This window comes from Paenibacillus sp. MAHUQ-45 (genome assembly GCF_058133325.1).
Window position 1 is genome coordinate 209,741 of record NZ_JBYUPV010000002.1, and the last position, 14,109, is coordinate 223,849.

The 14,109-nt window shown below is 48.8% G+C and carries 10 protein-coding genes; 6 read left to right on the forward strand and 4 right to left on the reverse strand.

The window, feature by feature from the left end:
* The first annotated feature begins 13 nt into the window (after positions 1 to 13).
* Complete coding sequence (locus AC3Y23_RS04640) at positions 14 to 1,474, forward strand: MFS transporter (protein ID WP_379196165.1); 1,461 nt, start codon at positions 14 to 16, stop codon at positions 1,472 to 1,474.
* Positions 1,475 to 1,478: 4 nt separating this feature from the next.
* On the opposite strand, the gene AC3Y23_RS04645 is transcribed toward AC3Y23_RS04640, so the two are convergent.
* On the reverse strand, positions 1,479 to 3,086 hold the full coding sequence (locus AC3Y23_RS04645; protein ID WP_379196167.1) for a helix-turn-helix domain-containing protein: 1,608 nt from the start codon (positions 3,084 to 3,086) through the stop codon (positions 1,479 to 1,481).
* Positions 3,087 to 3,166: 80 nt separating this feature from the next.
* Positions 3,167 to 4,171: an ABC transporter substrate-binding protein gene (locus AC3Y23_RS04650; RefSeq protein ID WP_379196169.1), complete on the reverse strand. Its 1,005-nt coding sequence runs from the start codon at positions 4,169 to 4,171 to the stop codon at positions 3,167 to 3,169.
* A 205-nt stretch (positions 4,172 to 4,376) separates the two neighbouring features.
* Between AC3Y23_RS04650 and AC3Y23_RS04655 the strand changes: the two genes are divergently transcribed.
* The 4 genes from AC3Y23_RS04655 (at position 4,377) to AC3Y23_RS04670 (ending at position 9,825) form a co-directional block, all read left to right on the forward strand.
* Positions 4,377 to 4,826, forward strand: coding sequence for a carboxymuconolactone decarboxylase family protein (locus AC3Y23_RS04655; RefSeq protein ID WP_379196171.1), 450 nt, complete (start codon positions 4,377 to 4,379; stop codon positions 4,824 to 4,826).
* Between the two features lie 43 nt (positions 4,827 to 4,869).
* On the forward strand, positions 4,870 to 5,790 hold the full coding sequence (locus AC3Y23_RS04660) for a sigma-70 family RNA polymerase sigma factor (protein WP_379197092.1): 921 nt from the start codon (positions 4,870 to 4,872) through the stop codon (positions 5,788 to 5,790).
* 448 nt (positions 5,791 to 6,238) lie between these two features.
* Positions 6,239 to 9,460, forward strand: coding sequence for an ATP-binding protein (locus AC3Y23_RS04665; RefSeq protein ID WP_379196173.1), 3,222 nt, complete (start codon positions 6,239 to 6,241; stop codon positions 9,458 to 9,460).
* 74 nt (positions 9,461 to 9,534) lie between these two features.
* Positions 9,535 to 9,825 carry a hypothetical protein gene (locus tag AC3Y23_RS04670; RefSeq protein ID WP_379196175.1) on the forward strand — a complete coding sequence of 97 codons (291 nt, stop codon included), beginning with the start codon at positions 9,535 to 9,537 and terminating at the stop codon, positions 9,823 to 9,825.
* A gap of 729 nt (positions 9,826 to 10,554) precedes the next feature.
* Here AC3Y23_RS04670 and AC3Y23_RS04675 read toward each other — a convergent pair.
* Together AC3Y23_RS04675 and AC3Y23_RS04680 are read right to left on the reverse strand one after the other, a co-directional pair.
* Positions 10,555 to 11,910: a PFL family protein gene (locus AC3Y23_RS04675; RefSeq protein WP_312876365.1), complete on the reverse strand. Its 1,356-nt coding sequence runs from the start codon at positions 11,908 to 11,910 to the stop codon at positions 10,555 to 10,557.
* A 16-nt stretch (positions 11,911 to 11,926) separates the two neighbouring features.
* Positions 11,927 to 12,196, reverse strand: a complete 270-nt coding sequence (locus AC3Y23_RS04680; protein ID WP_175373564.1) for an ACT domain-containing protein — start codon at positions 12,194 to 12,196, stop codon at positions 11,927 to 11,929.
* A 256-nt stretch (positions 12,197 to 12,452) separates the two neighbouring features.
* Here AC3Y23_RS04680 and AC3Y23_RS04685 point away from each other — a divergent pair, with 256 nt between their 5' ends.
* Positions 12,453 to 14,084 (forward strand): GGDEF domain-containing response regulator, encoded by a 1,632-nt coding sequence (locus AC3Y23_RS04685; protein WP_379196178.1) that lies wholly within the window; start codon positions 12,453 to 12,455, stop codon positions 14,082 to 14,084.
* The last annotated feature ends 25 nt before the right edge of the window (positions 14,085 to 14,109 follow it).

Consider the following 14,109-nt stretch of genomic DNA (forward strand, 5'->3'; position numbering starts at 1 on the left):
ATGAGGTGTAATTATGAGTTCAATTCCTGCAACCTATCAGGAGAACAGTGACATTCAGAAAAGGCGCTGGATGATTCTGATTGTACTGAATCTCTTTACGTTCATGGCGACACTGGACGGGAGCATTGTCAATATTGCGCTTCCGGTGTTGTCCAAGAGCCTTGGCCTGCCAATTGCGCAGATTGAATGGGTGACGACAGGTTACCTGATGGCGATCTGTGCCGCGATTTTGTTCTTCGGAAAGCTCGGGGATATTGCGGGGAAAATCAGAATCTTCAAGATTGGCACGGTGGTGTTCATCATTGGTTCGCTGTTGTGCGGACTTAGCACGACGCTGCCTTTACTTATTGCGTCACGAGTCATTCAGGCCATTGGCGCTTCGATGACGATGGCCAACAGCCAAGGCATAGTGACCGATATCTTTCCAGCTACTGAGCGCGGTAAGGCGCTCGGCTTTATCGGAACGTTCGTCTCGCTTGGCAGTATAGCGGGACCCAGTCTGGGCGGGATCATCGTCTCTTCACTGGGCTGGGAATATATTTTTTGGGTGAATGTTCCCATTGGCCTGATTGCCATCATTTTGGGTTGGAAGGTGCTACCGAAGGATTTGATAAGGGTTAAGGACCGCATCGATATTCCCGGCAGTACATTGTTTGCTTTCTTTATTGTCCTGCTGTTCGCCGGACTGCTGCTCGGACAGCAGATCGGCTATGGCGATACACGAATTGTTGTATCACTGGTTGTCGCGATCTGCGCCTTTGCAGCTTTTATCTGGGTTGAAATCCGCAAGACACAACCGCTGCTGAATCTGTCCCTGTTCAAAAATCCATTGTTCTCGGTCAGCATCCTATGCGGGTTCCTCGTCTTCGTGGCGAATTTCTGCTTCAATATCATCGCTCCATTCTATGCGCAGAACATGCTGAACCTGTCGCCGTTTGATGCAGGCTTCCTGTTGATGCTGCTGCCGATCTCCATGGTCATTGTGGCGCCGATCAGCGGCGCATTGTCGGATAAGATTGGCTCAGAGCTGCTAACCTTTGCCGGTCTTATCGTCATGGTCGTTGCCCAGATCGGACTGGCGAAGCTGCATGCCGGCAGTTCTGTGTCCCTTGTCGGCCTGTGGATTGCTATGCTTGGGATCGGCAGCGGCCTGTTCCAGTCGCCGAACAATTCACTGATCATGTCCAAAGTACCGCGCACCCAGCTCGGCTCTGCGGGCAGTGTCAATTCACTGGTCCGCAATGTCGGCATGGTCGTAGGCATTACGCTGGCGACAACGATCCTGTTCCATGTCATGAGTAACGATGCAGGGTATCGTGTGACCGGGTTGATCCCGGGCCGTCCGGATATTTTCCTGGAGGGCATGCATGTAGTCTTTATGACCTCCGCATCAATCTGCTTCGTGGCCGCGGTGCTCACCGGCTGGCGGTTAGTTAGCGCTCGGCGCGTAAAAATGCAGACGGAAAAAGGGTGAATTCTCAATTTAATTTGACGAGCAAAGGAACAGCCTCTCGAATCTGTCCGGACATGGATACCGGATCTTCGCGCAGCCAGTCCTCCGAGCCGAGATATACTCGGCGGTTCTGAACAGCAGGTAGGCTATTCCAGATCTCGCTTTGCCGGAGCTCACGAAAATGCTGTTGTGAGACAGGGTCTGGTGAGACGACAACAAACAGATGATCGCCCACATAATGAGCCAGTTCCTGGACCGGAATATTAGATTTGAATGGATGGCCCTTTGTCTTCTGCACGGCAGCTACCGGAGGGGGAGCCTGAAAGCCCAGGTCCTGATAAAGAACCTTCATATCGTTATAGACTTGCACGGTATCCGGGAGTCCTCTTGTCCAAATAAAAGAGAGGGTCTGCCCGGCCTCCAAATGCCATTTCAAAGCATTCCTGGCCTCAAAGGTCTGCTCTTCGTATTGGCTGAGCCATTGCTCAGCCTCTTGTTGTTTGCCGATCAAATCGGCAATAAAACGGAACCGGTCAAAAACCGGCTGGGACCAGGACATATCCAGTGTAGGAGCGATTTTGGCATAGGTATCGTAATGATGGCCGTCAAAGGTAAGAATCACATCCGGTTTCAAGGTGGCGAGCCTGTCCAGGTAAGGGGTCACAACGGATCTGCCGATGTCAGTTATACCCTCCACACGGTCCTGCAAATAACGGCCTTTTAGAAGCTGGGAAGGTGCGCCGACAGGCTTGATGCCCAAAGCGAGTAGTTCCCCCAGATACTGAAGAGAGGCGATCCGGCTGCTATGCTTGCGCAAATTAATGTACAGACGGGGAGAGACTCCCGTGTGCTGCTTGAAGCTGCGGCTAAAGTGAAAGGGATCATGAAATCCCACGCTCCCGGCCACCTCGCCAACCGATACCTCCCGGCTTTGCAGCAGACTTTTCGCCTTGTTCATTCGAAGTTCAATAAGGTAGTCGATAGGGCTTTTGCCGGTTATTCCTTTAAAAATCCGCGAATAATGCCTTGTGGAGACCCCGGCCATTTCGGCAAGCTGTCCATGCGTGAGATCGTAGGCGTAAGCATTGTCCATAAAGGTGATGGTTTTCTGAACCGAACTTGTGACGTCCTGTTCCTTGTTGCATTCGGCGGTCTTCAAGATCATTAACATCATCTCTTGGAAAATAAAGTGACTTTCGTACTCCTCAAGTGGCCCGGACAGATCCCGCCGTTCGTATAGATTGTGTAGTAGCCCCGAAAAATGGCTGAAAGAGGCTACTTCGATCACACCTGTAGGAATTGGCAACCGCTCGGCGGACATTGCTTCAGAAGAGCCCGGCAAGAGCAATTCATCAAATTCGACAAGATACAGGCGTAGAGGACCTGTACCGGCATTTTGGATAGAGACATTTTCCTTCGGGTTTAGAATACCGCAGTGGTTCCCGTAGAGAACGTGGCGTTTGTCGTCACTGTATACCTCAGCAGACCCTTCAACCGGGACGACCAGTATTTTTTCAGCTAGACTACAGATCTTCAGCTCCTCAGCACCTTCCTCCAGTGTATATAAATAAATCTGCGACCAGGTATACATAATAGAGAGACGCGCCGAGCGTCTACTTGGTTGAACCGACATTGTATTCACCTCCCTGTATGAAAGAAAGGAGCTCTTCAGCTGATGCTGAAGAACCCCATATGGTATGAACATGCAACCATTTATTTTTTTAACAACTCAACTGCGTTTTCCAATTGACCCTTAAGGGACATAACGTCATAAGAGAACCATAGGGCTTCATCCACTACGTAGACCTTGTTATTCTTGACCGCTGGAAGGTTATTCCAGAGTCTGCTGTTTTCCACTTCTTGCAGGAATTCAGGATCATTCTTAAATCTAACAAGGAATATCCGGTCGGCAGAAGCATACTCAGGGAGTTTTTCCAGGGAAATCTTGAGCCCCAGTTCGTGGTCTTTAGTCTCCCATTCGTGCTTAACGAAGTCTGTCATTTTAAAATGTAGAGTATCGTATAAAGTATAACCGACGTTCCCCGGTCCGTACACTCTCAACTGTCCTTTTTCATAACCGCCAATAACAACAGCGCCGAAGGTTTCTCCTTCTTGTACGAAAGAGGCCAGCTCTTGACGCGCTTGCTCACTCTCTTTGTTGAAATCTGCAATCCATTGGTCAGCTTCCGCACTCTTGCCGATAACAGCCGCAACGTCTGTGAAGTGTTTGAATGCGTCATTGCCCACCCACTGTACTGCCACTGTTGGAGCAATTTTGTTTAGTTCGTCAATTTTATCCTTATCCATCTCTGTGGCAATGATCAGATCTGGTTGAAGGGATAGGACCTTCTCCATATTGATGGCATTGGCAGGGCCAACATCCTCAATACCACCGATCTGATCCTTGATGGATACAAAGTTGGTCAGCAAATGGGTGACTGCGCCAATAGGTTTGGTTCCTGCGGCGATCATTTCCGGAAGATATTGAGTCGTAATAATTCTTTGCGGATGTGCTGGGATAACGACTTCACGGCCCAAACTGTCGGTGTAGTTTATAGTAGCAGCTGAATCCGTAGCTTCAGCAGAAGACTCATTTGGTGCAGTGGTTGCCGCTGGTTCATTGGCTGGAGCAGCCGAGTTTGAATTTCCGCAAGCGGATAGAACTGATAAAACTAACATTAAAGCAGCTAAAAGCAGAAAATTACGGTGACGATGCATTATGAATAACCCCTTCTCTCATCTAATTGATAATAATAATCATTATTATAGCAGGAATCAAAAAAAGGAGAACATGTTATATTTGGACATGACCATGCATGATTTGGACGTGTGAACAATTTGAATTTTCTATAGAGAGGTTGTCACAAAAAGAATGACTCCTTTGTCTACAGTAATGTAAGACATTTTAAGGAGGATGAATGGGATGAGTTTAAGGTTAAATTACAGTAAGGCTAACCCTAAGGCTGCGACAGCAATGATGGGTTTGGAAACATACGCAGGGAACGCGATTAAAGACAAGGTTCTGTATGAACTGATCAAATTACGGGTGTCGCAAATCAATGGCTGCGCCTTTTGTCTGGATATGCACGCTAAAGATCTGCTGAAGCTTGGTGATCACGGTGACCGCATTCTGCTGCTGAGTGTGTGGCATGAAGTTCCGCATCTTTTTACAGAGCAGGAGCGGGTTGTATTGGAACTCTCCGAAGCGGTAACAACCATTTCCGAGGGCGGTGTGCCAGAGCAGCTGTATGATAAAGTAAGAGGACATTTTAATGAAGCGGAATATGTGGACCTGATTATGGCCATTAATACGATCAACTGCTGGAACCGGATTGCGATCTCGACAGGTATGTATCCGGGCTGTTTTCATTAATCTCAGGGTAGGAAGTATTAGAGGAGGAAGTATGGTGAAGAGCATGGACAAGGTGCAGGAGGTAAGCGTGCCGACAGCGGATGAGCGGGGTATGGAGGAGTTGTATCTCACGTATAAAGGGTATGCTTTTTCCATCGCCTATCGGATGCTGGGGGTGGTCGCCGATGCCGAAGATGTTGTGCAGGATTGTTTTGCAGAGCTGCAGCGGAGGGATCGGAGCGAAATCCGGAACATAAAGGCTTATATTGCCAAAGGGATCACCAACCGTTGTCTGAATCTTCTGAATTCTCCGCGCAATAAACGTGAGGCCTATGAGGGAGAGTGGCTGCCGGAACCGATGTCAGAGATTTACGACGGGCCGGAAGCGACGGCTGAACGCAGGGATACCTTGTCCTATGCTTTCTTGGTCCTACTAGAAAGACTTACACCGACTGAGCGTGCAGTATTTGTCCTGCGTGAAGTGTTTCAGTACGAATATGAGGCCATCGCTGAGATGGTGGGCAAATCGGAAGCCAATTGTCGCAAAATCTTCAGTCGTGCCAAACGGAATCTTCAGCAGGTTCCTAAGAGTGAACGTATGGAGACGGTCATCAAGCCTTCCAGAGAGGTGCTTCTGAAAAAATTTACGACTGCCTTCGAGTCTTATGATATCAACGGAATGCTGGAACTACTGGGTGATCATCCGGTGCTCATCTCCGACGGTGGCGGCCAGGTGCATACTGTGCTCCGGCCAATGATTGGCCGCAAAGGGGTCGCAGCCCTGTTATCCTCGCGGCGGGTGCTTAACCGACTGCGGGAGTGGGAGGCTTCGTTCATCACGGTCAATGGCGAGCCCCAGATCATCTACAGACAGCATGGAGAGATTGTTGGTGTGTTCTGCCTGGAATTGAACCGGTCAGGTGACCGGATTCAGGGGCTGTATTTGATGCTTGATCCCGACAAATTGAGCCATGTGAATCTTTAGGATGTCATAATAGATGTGAGAAAGTAACAATGTGAATTCTTGGGGTAGCCTGCTATTACATTGTGTATAGGCCGTTTCTTAAAATTAACTGGAATCCCTCCAGTTAATTTTTTTTGTTTATAGTGATTTTAGGCCAAGTCCCCATAATAACGGGAGGATTCCCGTTTACTTATAGAATATTGCAGAGATCCGTTATTTTAAAAGGAAGTTTTCATGTTATTCGTATCCGGCCGGGGATGACAACTTGATCATAGATTCATCTGGAATTTCTGGGAGAAATGTTTTTTTCTATGCTTTAATCCCTAGATTAAGTATAATACTGTTCAGCACAGGGACTAAAGTCATCATTATCACCTGCTGCTGATCGAGAGATGATTTTCTATCCAAAAAGGATACGAAAAGACTAAAAGAAAAGGAAAGACAGTTCTCCTGTCAACTGATCAACTATATGATATCCAAAGCCAATCTTGATACGTTGAAAAAGCATGGACTCATTCTTCTTCTCACTCTTGCTCTACTGTTTGGGCTGCGGCTGATTTGGTATGCGGTCCAGGCACCCCCGACTACTCCCCATGCAGTGAACGGTATACTGGACATGAGGGGATGGAATTTCGAGGATTCCAGGTCCATTACACTAGATGGAGAATGGGAATTCTACCCTGACAAGCTGCTGTCAGACGGGAAAGGAAATCTGCCGAAATCATCTAGTCATGTCAAGGTCCCTGGGGATTGGAGGAGCGGGTTCACTGACACTAAGACCAACTCCTATGGGAGAGGTACATATCGCCTACGTATTTTGGTAGATCAGCCGCTAAACCAGCCGTACTCGTTTTGGGTCCGTAAAATCGAAACCAGTTCAGCGATCTTCATCAACGGTGAGCAGCAGTCTGCATTCGGCGTGTTTTCGGAACGGAAGGATCAATCCCAGTCTCGTGTAAGCTCCTATACGATAACCTACACAACGAATGGACAACAGGAGCTTGATGTGCTGGTCCAGGCTGCCAACTACGACAACCCGTCTTTGGGTGGAATTCTTAAATCTGTGAAATTTGGTTCACAGGCTGCTATCGACAAGGAGCGTCTTTATTCAATCGGATTTCAGCTGGTCATTTTTATTGTGCTGCTACTACATAGTGTGTACGCGGTTATTCTATTCTTCTTTAATCCGAAGGAGAAAAGTTTTATCTACTTTTGTATGCTGCTTACAGTGACAGCACTCTCGATCGCGTCCGATCATGATAATCTGCTCCAGCTATGGCTGCCCATCAACTATACCTGGGGGCTAAAGACCCGACTGCTGTCCTATGCTTCCATCTCCTTTTTCATGCTCTTACTGACCCGCACCTTCCACAAAAATGCCGATAACGGCAGAACGTACCTGTTCCGTACTTACGTTGCTTGTTTTGTCCTTTTTGTTTTGTTTATTTTGGTATCACCCGCGAACTGGGTCTTGTACTCCTACCATTTCAAAGTTTTTGGCTTAATCTATTTACTGCCGATGGTCGGAGTGGTCTATCTAATTGCCAAGATGGTCATTCAATCCCAGCGTGACGTGCTTTTTCTGCTGCTGGCTGCAGCAGGCGTTTCTTCCAGCGTGATCTGGGGTGTGCTGCAAAACGCAGGAGTTGTGGACAGTATTTTTTATCCGGTCGATATGATTGCAGCTATCGTCAGCTTCTGTGCTTACTGGTTCAAGCGGTATTTCCGCAACGCGGAGGAGAATACAGAATTGACGGAACGGCTTCGTCAAGCAGATAAGGTCAAGGATGATTTTCTGGCTAACACTTCGCATGAGCTAAGGACGCCGCTGCATGGCATTATGAACATCGCCCAAACGGTGATTACCAACGAACAGCAGGGGATGAACCCAAAAAGCGTCAAAGATATGGAACTATTGATTACGATCAGCAGAAGAATGTCTAGCCTCCTTGGCGATCTTCTGGATATCACTAGGCTTCAGGACAAGAAAATCGTGCTGCGGAGGGAACGCCTTCAGCTTCAGGCTGTCGTTCCGGGCGTAGTAGCTATGCTGGGTTACTTGCTGGATGGTAAACCGCTACGTATGGAGATGAATATCCCTGATGATTTTCCGGCGGTGTATGGCGATGAGAAGAGGTTGGTACAAATTTTGATCAACCTTCTGCACAATGCGATCAAATACACGGATGTTGGAGCGGTAACCGTCAGTGCGGAAATTGTGAATGGCAAGGCTATCATCCGTGTGGCCGATACTGGCGCAGGTATGGATGAGGCAACGGCTGAAAGAGTCTTCAAGCCATATGAGCAGGGTGCACTTGGCATCAATGATGGAGGAGGCTTTGGACTCGGGCTTAGCATCTGCAAGCAATTTGTAGAACTGCACGGCGGTACACTTGTTCTGGATTCTGCACCTGGGCAGGGCTCTGTGTTCTCGTTCACGATGCCATTGTACTCAGGTTTAAACAGTGATTCCAGCGGTAAAGTGGCTGTTGCTAGTGATTCGGAGCCAATCGATACGCTACATACCTACGGTGTGGTTGCTCCGCTTGCTGCGGAAGATCTGGAGCCATCCGGCCTTACGTACACTCAGAGTATTGCCGCGCTGCCGATTGTTCCGGTATTACAGGAAACAACCTCGTTCTCTACTAGTGGCAGCCTGAACATCTTGGTGGTAGATGATGACCCCGTCAATTTGCGGGTGCTTGGCGGCATGCTCTCTGATGCCCATTACTATCTGGTGCCGGCATTGTCCGGTAAGGAAGCACTGGAACTGCTGGACAGAGGGCGCTGGGATCTGGTGATCGCCGATGTCATGATGCCTCATATGTCAGGTTATGAACTGACCCGGATCATCCGTGAGCGTTACAGCGTATCGGAGCTTCCCGTGCTGCTGCTGACAGCCCGCGCTCAGCCGGAGGACATCTACACCGGATTCCTGGCCGGAGCCAGTGATTATGTGATTAAGCCGGTGGATGCGTTGGAGCTGCAATACCGCGTACGCGCGCTGACGATGCTGAAGCAGTCCCTTGATGAGCGGCTACGAATGGAGGCAGCCTATCTCCAGGCGCAGATCCGACCTCACTTTCTGTTCAATGCCCTGAACTCTATTTTGGCCCTTAGTACCATCGATTCTGATAAAATGGCCCGGCTCGGGGAAGCCTTCACTTCGTATCTGAGGATTAACTTCGATTTATTGAATGCCGACGAGCTTGTGCCGCTCGCGCATGAGCTGGAACTTGTCCGAGCATACCTCTATATTGAACAAGAACGGTTTGAGGACAGATTGTCCGTGGAATGGAAGATTGAGGAGGAAATTTGCAGAGACAAGGTAAACGGGCCACAGCTGCCCCCGCTCACGATTCAGCCTCTGGTGGAGAATGCGGTCAGACACGGGCTGCTTAGCCAGGCGCGTGGTGGTATGCTCAAGATTTCCATTACCCATCATGGCAGGGAAATACGAATTGAAGTCAAGGATGATGGAAAAGGCATGGGGCCTGATCAGGTTGAAACATTGCTCGAGCCCTCCCAGCATGGCAAAGGTGGTATTGGTTTGCTGAATACGAACCGCCGGCTGAAGCGGCTCTATGGCAAAGGGTTGATCATTGAGAGCCAGCCCGGTGCAGGCACGACGGTGTCCTTTACTATTCCTGATCAGCGAGATGCCGCTTTCGGTATCACGGTAATCGATTAAGACCTGTTATTTAAACAGAGGATGTCCCAGAAGCTATAGCTCTGAGGGCATCCTCTTTTGCATGATTTGAGCCAATGAGGTGGCTGGTAGTGGTGCTGTCGCTGGTGCTGTCGTTCGTGGGGCCTTCGCTTGTGGCACTGTCGTTCGTAGCATTGTCGTTTGTGACACTTTTGCTCGTGGGACCTTCGCTTCTGGCACTGTCGCTCGTGGGGCCTTCGCTTGTGGTGCTGTCGTTCGTAGGACCTTCGCTTGTGGAACTGTCGCTCGTAGCATCGTCGTTTGTGACTCCGTTGCTGATGGCCCCGTCGCGCGAAATAATGGCAATTCGGCACCTTAATTTAAGGAATAATCGATATATTTTGTAAATAAGTGCATTAATGTACTCTAATTCTTCTGATATAGCCTCTTTTCATGCAAAGTAGAAGAATTAAGGTGCAATTTTGCTCTTAATCTTCTTTATTGAAATCATTCATACAAATTAAGGTGCAGATTTGCATCTATTTCTAAAATCCTCGTTCTTCCAGCCGTGGCAATTGATCGAAGAGAGAGGATGTCCCAAAAGTCATGAGATGGATGCTTGAGATAGAGGATAAACTTTTGTTTGAATAGAGAGGATTACGTTTGAGATCGGCTAGTTTCTCTCGTGCCTATATTGATGAGCAGGCTACAATGGAACAAAAATGCCAAACAGCGCTTCTCAATAACGGGAGAAATCGCTGCTTGGCTGGCTTAGATATTGACTAATTGGCTAAGTTTTACGTTTTCTAATTTAATGAAGTAAGGCTGTCATGTTAGTGAAGATCACTGTCGCGTAAAATCACTGTCGCGTAAAATCACTGTCGCGTAAAATCACTGTTGCGATAGTAGACTCATAAGGCAGGTCCTTAGTGTGTTAGAAATCCTGCCTTACTGTTGCAGCCTATGCTGCCCCAGCTAGCGCTACCCTCGGATAGCGCTGCCACTGACAGCACCTGTGCCATCTGACAGCCGTGCTCTGCTAGTGCTACCTTGATAGCACCTGCCCCAGCTAATACTGTCTCTTACAGTACTGCCTTTGCTAGAGCAGCCAATGCTGCCTCTAGCACAGCATAACTCTAGTTCTTAAAGCTGTGAATCGGCGCCGGAATGCGTCCGCCGCGGTTCACAAAGCCCGCACAGTTAAACGAATTGACGGCCATCACGGGCGCATAGCCTAGCAGGCCGCCGAATTCGACCATTTCCCCAACATCCTTGCCGATGACAGGGATGACGCGCACGGCTGTGGTCTTGTTGTTGACCATGCCGATGGCTGCTTCGTCGGCAATGATTCCCGAAAGTGTCTCTTTAGAAGTGCTGCCGGGAATAGCAATCATATCCAGACCTACTGAGCAGACGCAGGTCATGGCTTCCAGCTTCTCCAGCGTCAGTGCACCGCGCTGAACAGCCTGAATCATGCCATGGTCCTCACTGACCGGGATGAATGCACCGCTGAGTCCGCCGACGTAGGAGGAGGCCATGACGCCACCTTTTTTAACATTGTCATTCAAGATTGCCAGGGCTGCGGTTGTTCCCGGTGCGCCAGCTTCTTCTAGTCCCATCACCTGGAAGATCTCAGCAATGGAATCTCCGATGAGCGGTGTAGGCGCAAGGGAGAGGTCGATAATACCGAATGGAACGCCCATCCGCTTGGAAGCTTCCTGGGCAACAAGCTGTCCCACGCGTGTGACCTTGAAGGCCGTCCGTTTGATGGTCTCGCACAGGGTTTCAAAATCCTGGCCTTTGACCTCTTCCAGCGCTCGCTTAATGACACCAGGCCCACTAACGCCTACATTAATAACGCATTCGCGCTCGCCGACCCCGTGAAAAGCGCCAGCCATGAAGGGGTTGTCCTCCACAGCGTTGCAGAAGACAACCAGCTTCGCACAGCCGATAGAGTCTCTGTCTTTGGTGCGCTCGGCGGTCTGAAGGATGATGTCACCCATCAACTTCACAGCATCCATGTTGATGCCGCTGCGGGACGAGCCGACATTCACAGAAGAGCAGACACGCTCAGTGACGGCCAGCGCTTCAGGGATGCTGTCGATCAGGATGCGGTCGCCTTTGGTACAGCCCTTCTGCACCAGCGCAGAGAAACCGCCGATGAAGTTTACGCCAACTTCCTTAGCGGCCCGGTCGAGAGCCTCAGCTACCGGTACGTAGGTATCAGTGTGAACCGAGCCTGCGGCAATGGCAATCGGGGTTACCGAGATCCGTTTGTTGACGATAGGGACTCCAAATTGCTTTTCCAAATCCTCACCGGTCTTGACGAGCTTCTCGGCAGAGCGGGTGATTTTGTCATATACGTTCTGGTTAAAGGTCTTCAGATCACTATGCGCGCAGTCCATCAGGCTGATTCCCATGGTGATGGTACGAACATCAAGATTCATCTCGCGGATCATTTTATTCGTTTCCTGTACTTCAACAAGTGAGATCATGAGCTTACTCCTCCTAAATTCGATGCATAATATTGAAGATATCTTCGTGCTGAAGCTTGATTTCAACGCCAATTTCGGTGCCGATCAGCTGCAGCTCTTCTACAATTACCTCAAAGCTTTTGGTAGCTCCGGTAAGTTCGACGATCATCATCATGTTGAAATAGTCCTGAACAATGGTTTGCGAAATGTCCAGAATATTCAAATTGTGTTCAGCAAGATAGGTACATACTTTGGCAATAATCCCAACTTTGTCTTTCCCCAATACCGTAATAATCCCCTTCAATCGAAACAGCCTCCCCTTATATGTGTGTGTCCTTCCGCCACTGGGGCGGAAATAATCATTTCAACCATTATGGCAAATGATGTTACAAGCTTCAACCAAAGGTTTTTTGTCAGGTTGATCAACTTTTTAATACCGACGCATTCTTCACAAAGGATATTAATTGACAATGCATTAAAAATATGATGAACTGGAGTTTTGACAGACTCAAAATTTGGTAACAATATGATGCGATATGTCCGTATTTAAAGGAGTTGCTATGACAACACGTAAATATAAAGATTTGGTTGAGCAGAGAACCAGACAGACTCTGGAGGAATGGTCGAAACAGCCTTCAGTGGAGGAAAAAGATATCCATCGGTTCCTGCATAACCTGAAAGGAACAGCCGGAACAGTAGGACTCAAGGAGATTGAGGAGCTGGCTGAGCAAACGCTGCCATTGTTTGGGGATGATAGCGTAAGAGAGTGGTCGTCACTCGAATGGGGCCGTCATTTGTATCCGCTGCTAACTTTGCTTAACGACAGCTCTACTTCCACGATGAAGACCGCGGGTCCCTCTGAAGAGGGAAAGACAGAGGATGCCCGGCCACAGTATGAGATCCTGATTATTGATGATGATGTGCAGCTTGTAGCCTACCTTAAAGAGTCGCTGGAGCGAAATCCTTACTATGTCAGCATTGCATTGTCTGCAGAGCGGGGCCTGAAGTTCTTTTACGAGAGCAAACCGGACATGATTCTGCTCGATATTATGCTGCCGGATCAGAGCGGGATTGAAGTGCTGAATCAGATTATTGGCAAGGCCAAAAAAGAACGGATTCCGATAATTATGATCAGCGCGGAGCACTCCAAGGAGGTACAGATGCATGCCTATTCCCTTGGTGTCATGGATTTTGTTAAAAAACCGGTTGATATTGATATCTTCCTGGCTCTGATCCAAAATCGGTTTGAGCTGAAAAGAGAGTGGCAGGAGTCGATCATTGTCGATGAGCTGACGGGTGCTTTTAACCGCAAGCATTTCAACCAGACGATGAAGCAATTACTATCGGATTACAGACGCACAAATCGGGTATTCTCGCTCGTGCTTATAGATCTTGATCATTTCAAAGCCATTAATGATACATACGGGCATTTGGCCGGGGATGAGGTTCTGCACTCATTTGCAGAATTTGTACAGGCTTCCATCCGGGTGGAGGATGTTTTCTGCCGGTACGGCGGGGAGGAATTTGCTCTTTTCCTGCCCAATACGGATGCCTCTTCCGCCAAGCTGGTGGTCGAGCGGATTCAGAGACGTTTTTCGACAAAAGAGTTCCGTACCAAAAAGCAGGTCTTTAATGTGACCTTCTCCAGTGGTGTAACGGAAGTTAAGGACGGGGAACAGCATGCCGTACAGCTGGTGGAAGAAGCCGATAAGGCGCTTTATGCCAGTAAGCATGGGGGCCGGAATCAGACAACAGTATACACTCAGCAGCTGCTCGCTACTAAATTTGACTCTGTGCTGAATGTGATCATCATAGATGACGATGCGTTGGTGCGCCGAATTGTGACCAGTGAGTTCGCGGGCTGGAAGCCCTCCAATATGGCCAAGGTCAATATCAGCAGTTATGCCAGCGGCCCCGAGTTTTTGGAATCAGACTGGTACAGCAGTGAAGAGAAGTACATTGTCCTACTGGATGGCATCATGCCAGAGCTAGACGGGATTGAGGTGTTGGAACGCATTCGCGGGAACTATCCGCAGGAGAATATTGTCGTGATTATGTTGACTGGGCGAAATAATCAGGCAGATATTGTTCACGCTTTGCAGATGGGTGCCGATGATTATGTAATAAAGCCGTTTGATATGAACGAACTGATGCTGCGTATTGAACGTCTGGCTTTCCGCTTCCTGTTCTAGGCAGGTGGCAGGCGATGACAACCAA

Excerpts from the sequence above, each read along its gene's own strand:
- AC3Y23_RS04650 (WP_379196169.1), bottom strand. The coding sequence starts at position 4,171 with ATGCATCGTCACCGTAATTTTCTGCTTTTAGCTGCTTTAATGTTAGTT.
- AC3Y23_RS04645 (WP_379196167.1), bottom strand. The coding sequence starts at position 3,086 with ATGTCGGTTCAACCAAGTAGACGCTCGGCGCGTCTCTCTATTATGTAT.
- AC3Y23_RS04660 (WP_379197092.1), top strand. The coding sequence starts at position 4,870 with ATGGACAAGGTGCAGGAGGTAAGCGTGCCGACAGCGGATGAGCGGGGT.
- AC3Y23_RS04640 (WP_379196165.1), top strand. The coding sequence starts at position 14 with ATGAGTTCAATTCCTGCAACCTATCAGGAGAACAGTGACATTCAGAAA.
- AC3Y23_RS04685 (WP_379196178.1), top strand. The coding sequence starts at position 12,453 with ATGACAACACGTAAATATAAAGATTTGGTTGAGCAGAGAACCAGACAG.
- AC3Y23_RS04670 (WP_379196175.1), top strand. The coding sequence starts at position 9,535 with ATGAGGTGGCTGGTAGTGGTGCTGTCGCTGGTGCTGTCGTTCGTGGGG.
- AC3Y23_RS04665 (WP_379196173.1), top strand. The coding sequence starts at position 6,239 with ATGATATCCAAAGCCAATCTTGATACGTTGAAAAAGCATGGACTCATT.
- AC3Y23_RS04655 (WP_379196171.1), top strand. The coding sequence starts at position 4,377 with ATGAGTTTAAGGTTAAATTACAGTAAGGCTAACCCTAAGGCTGCGACA.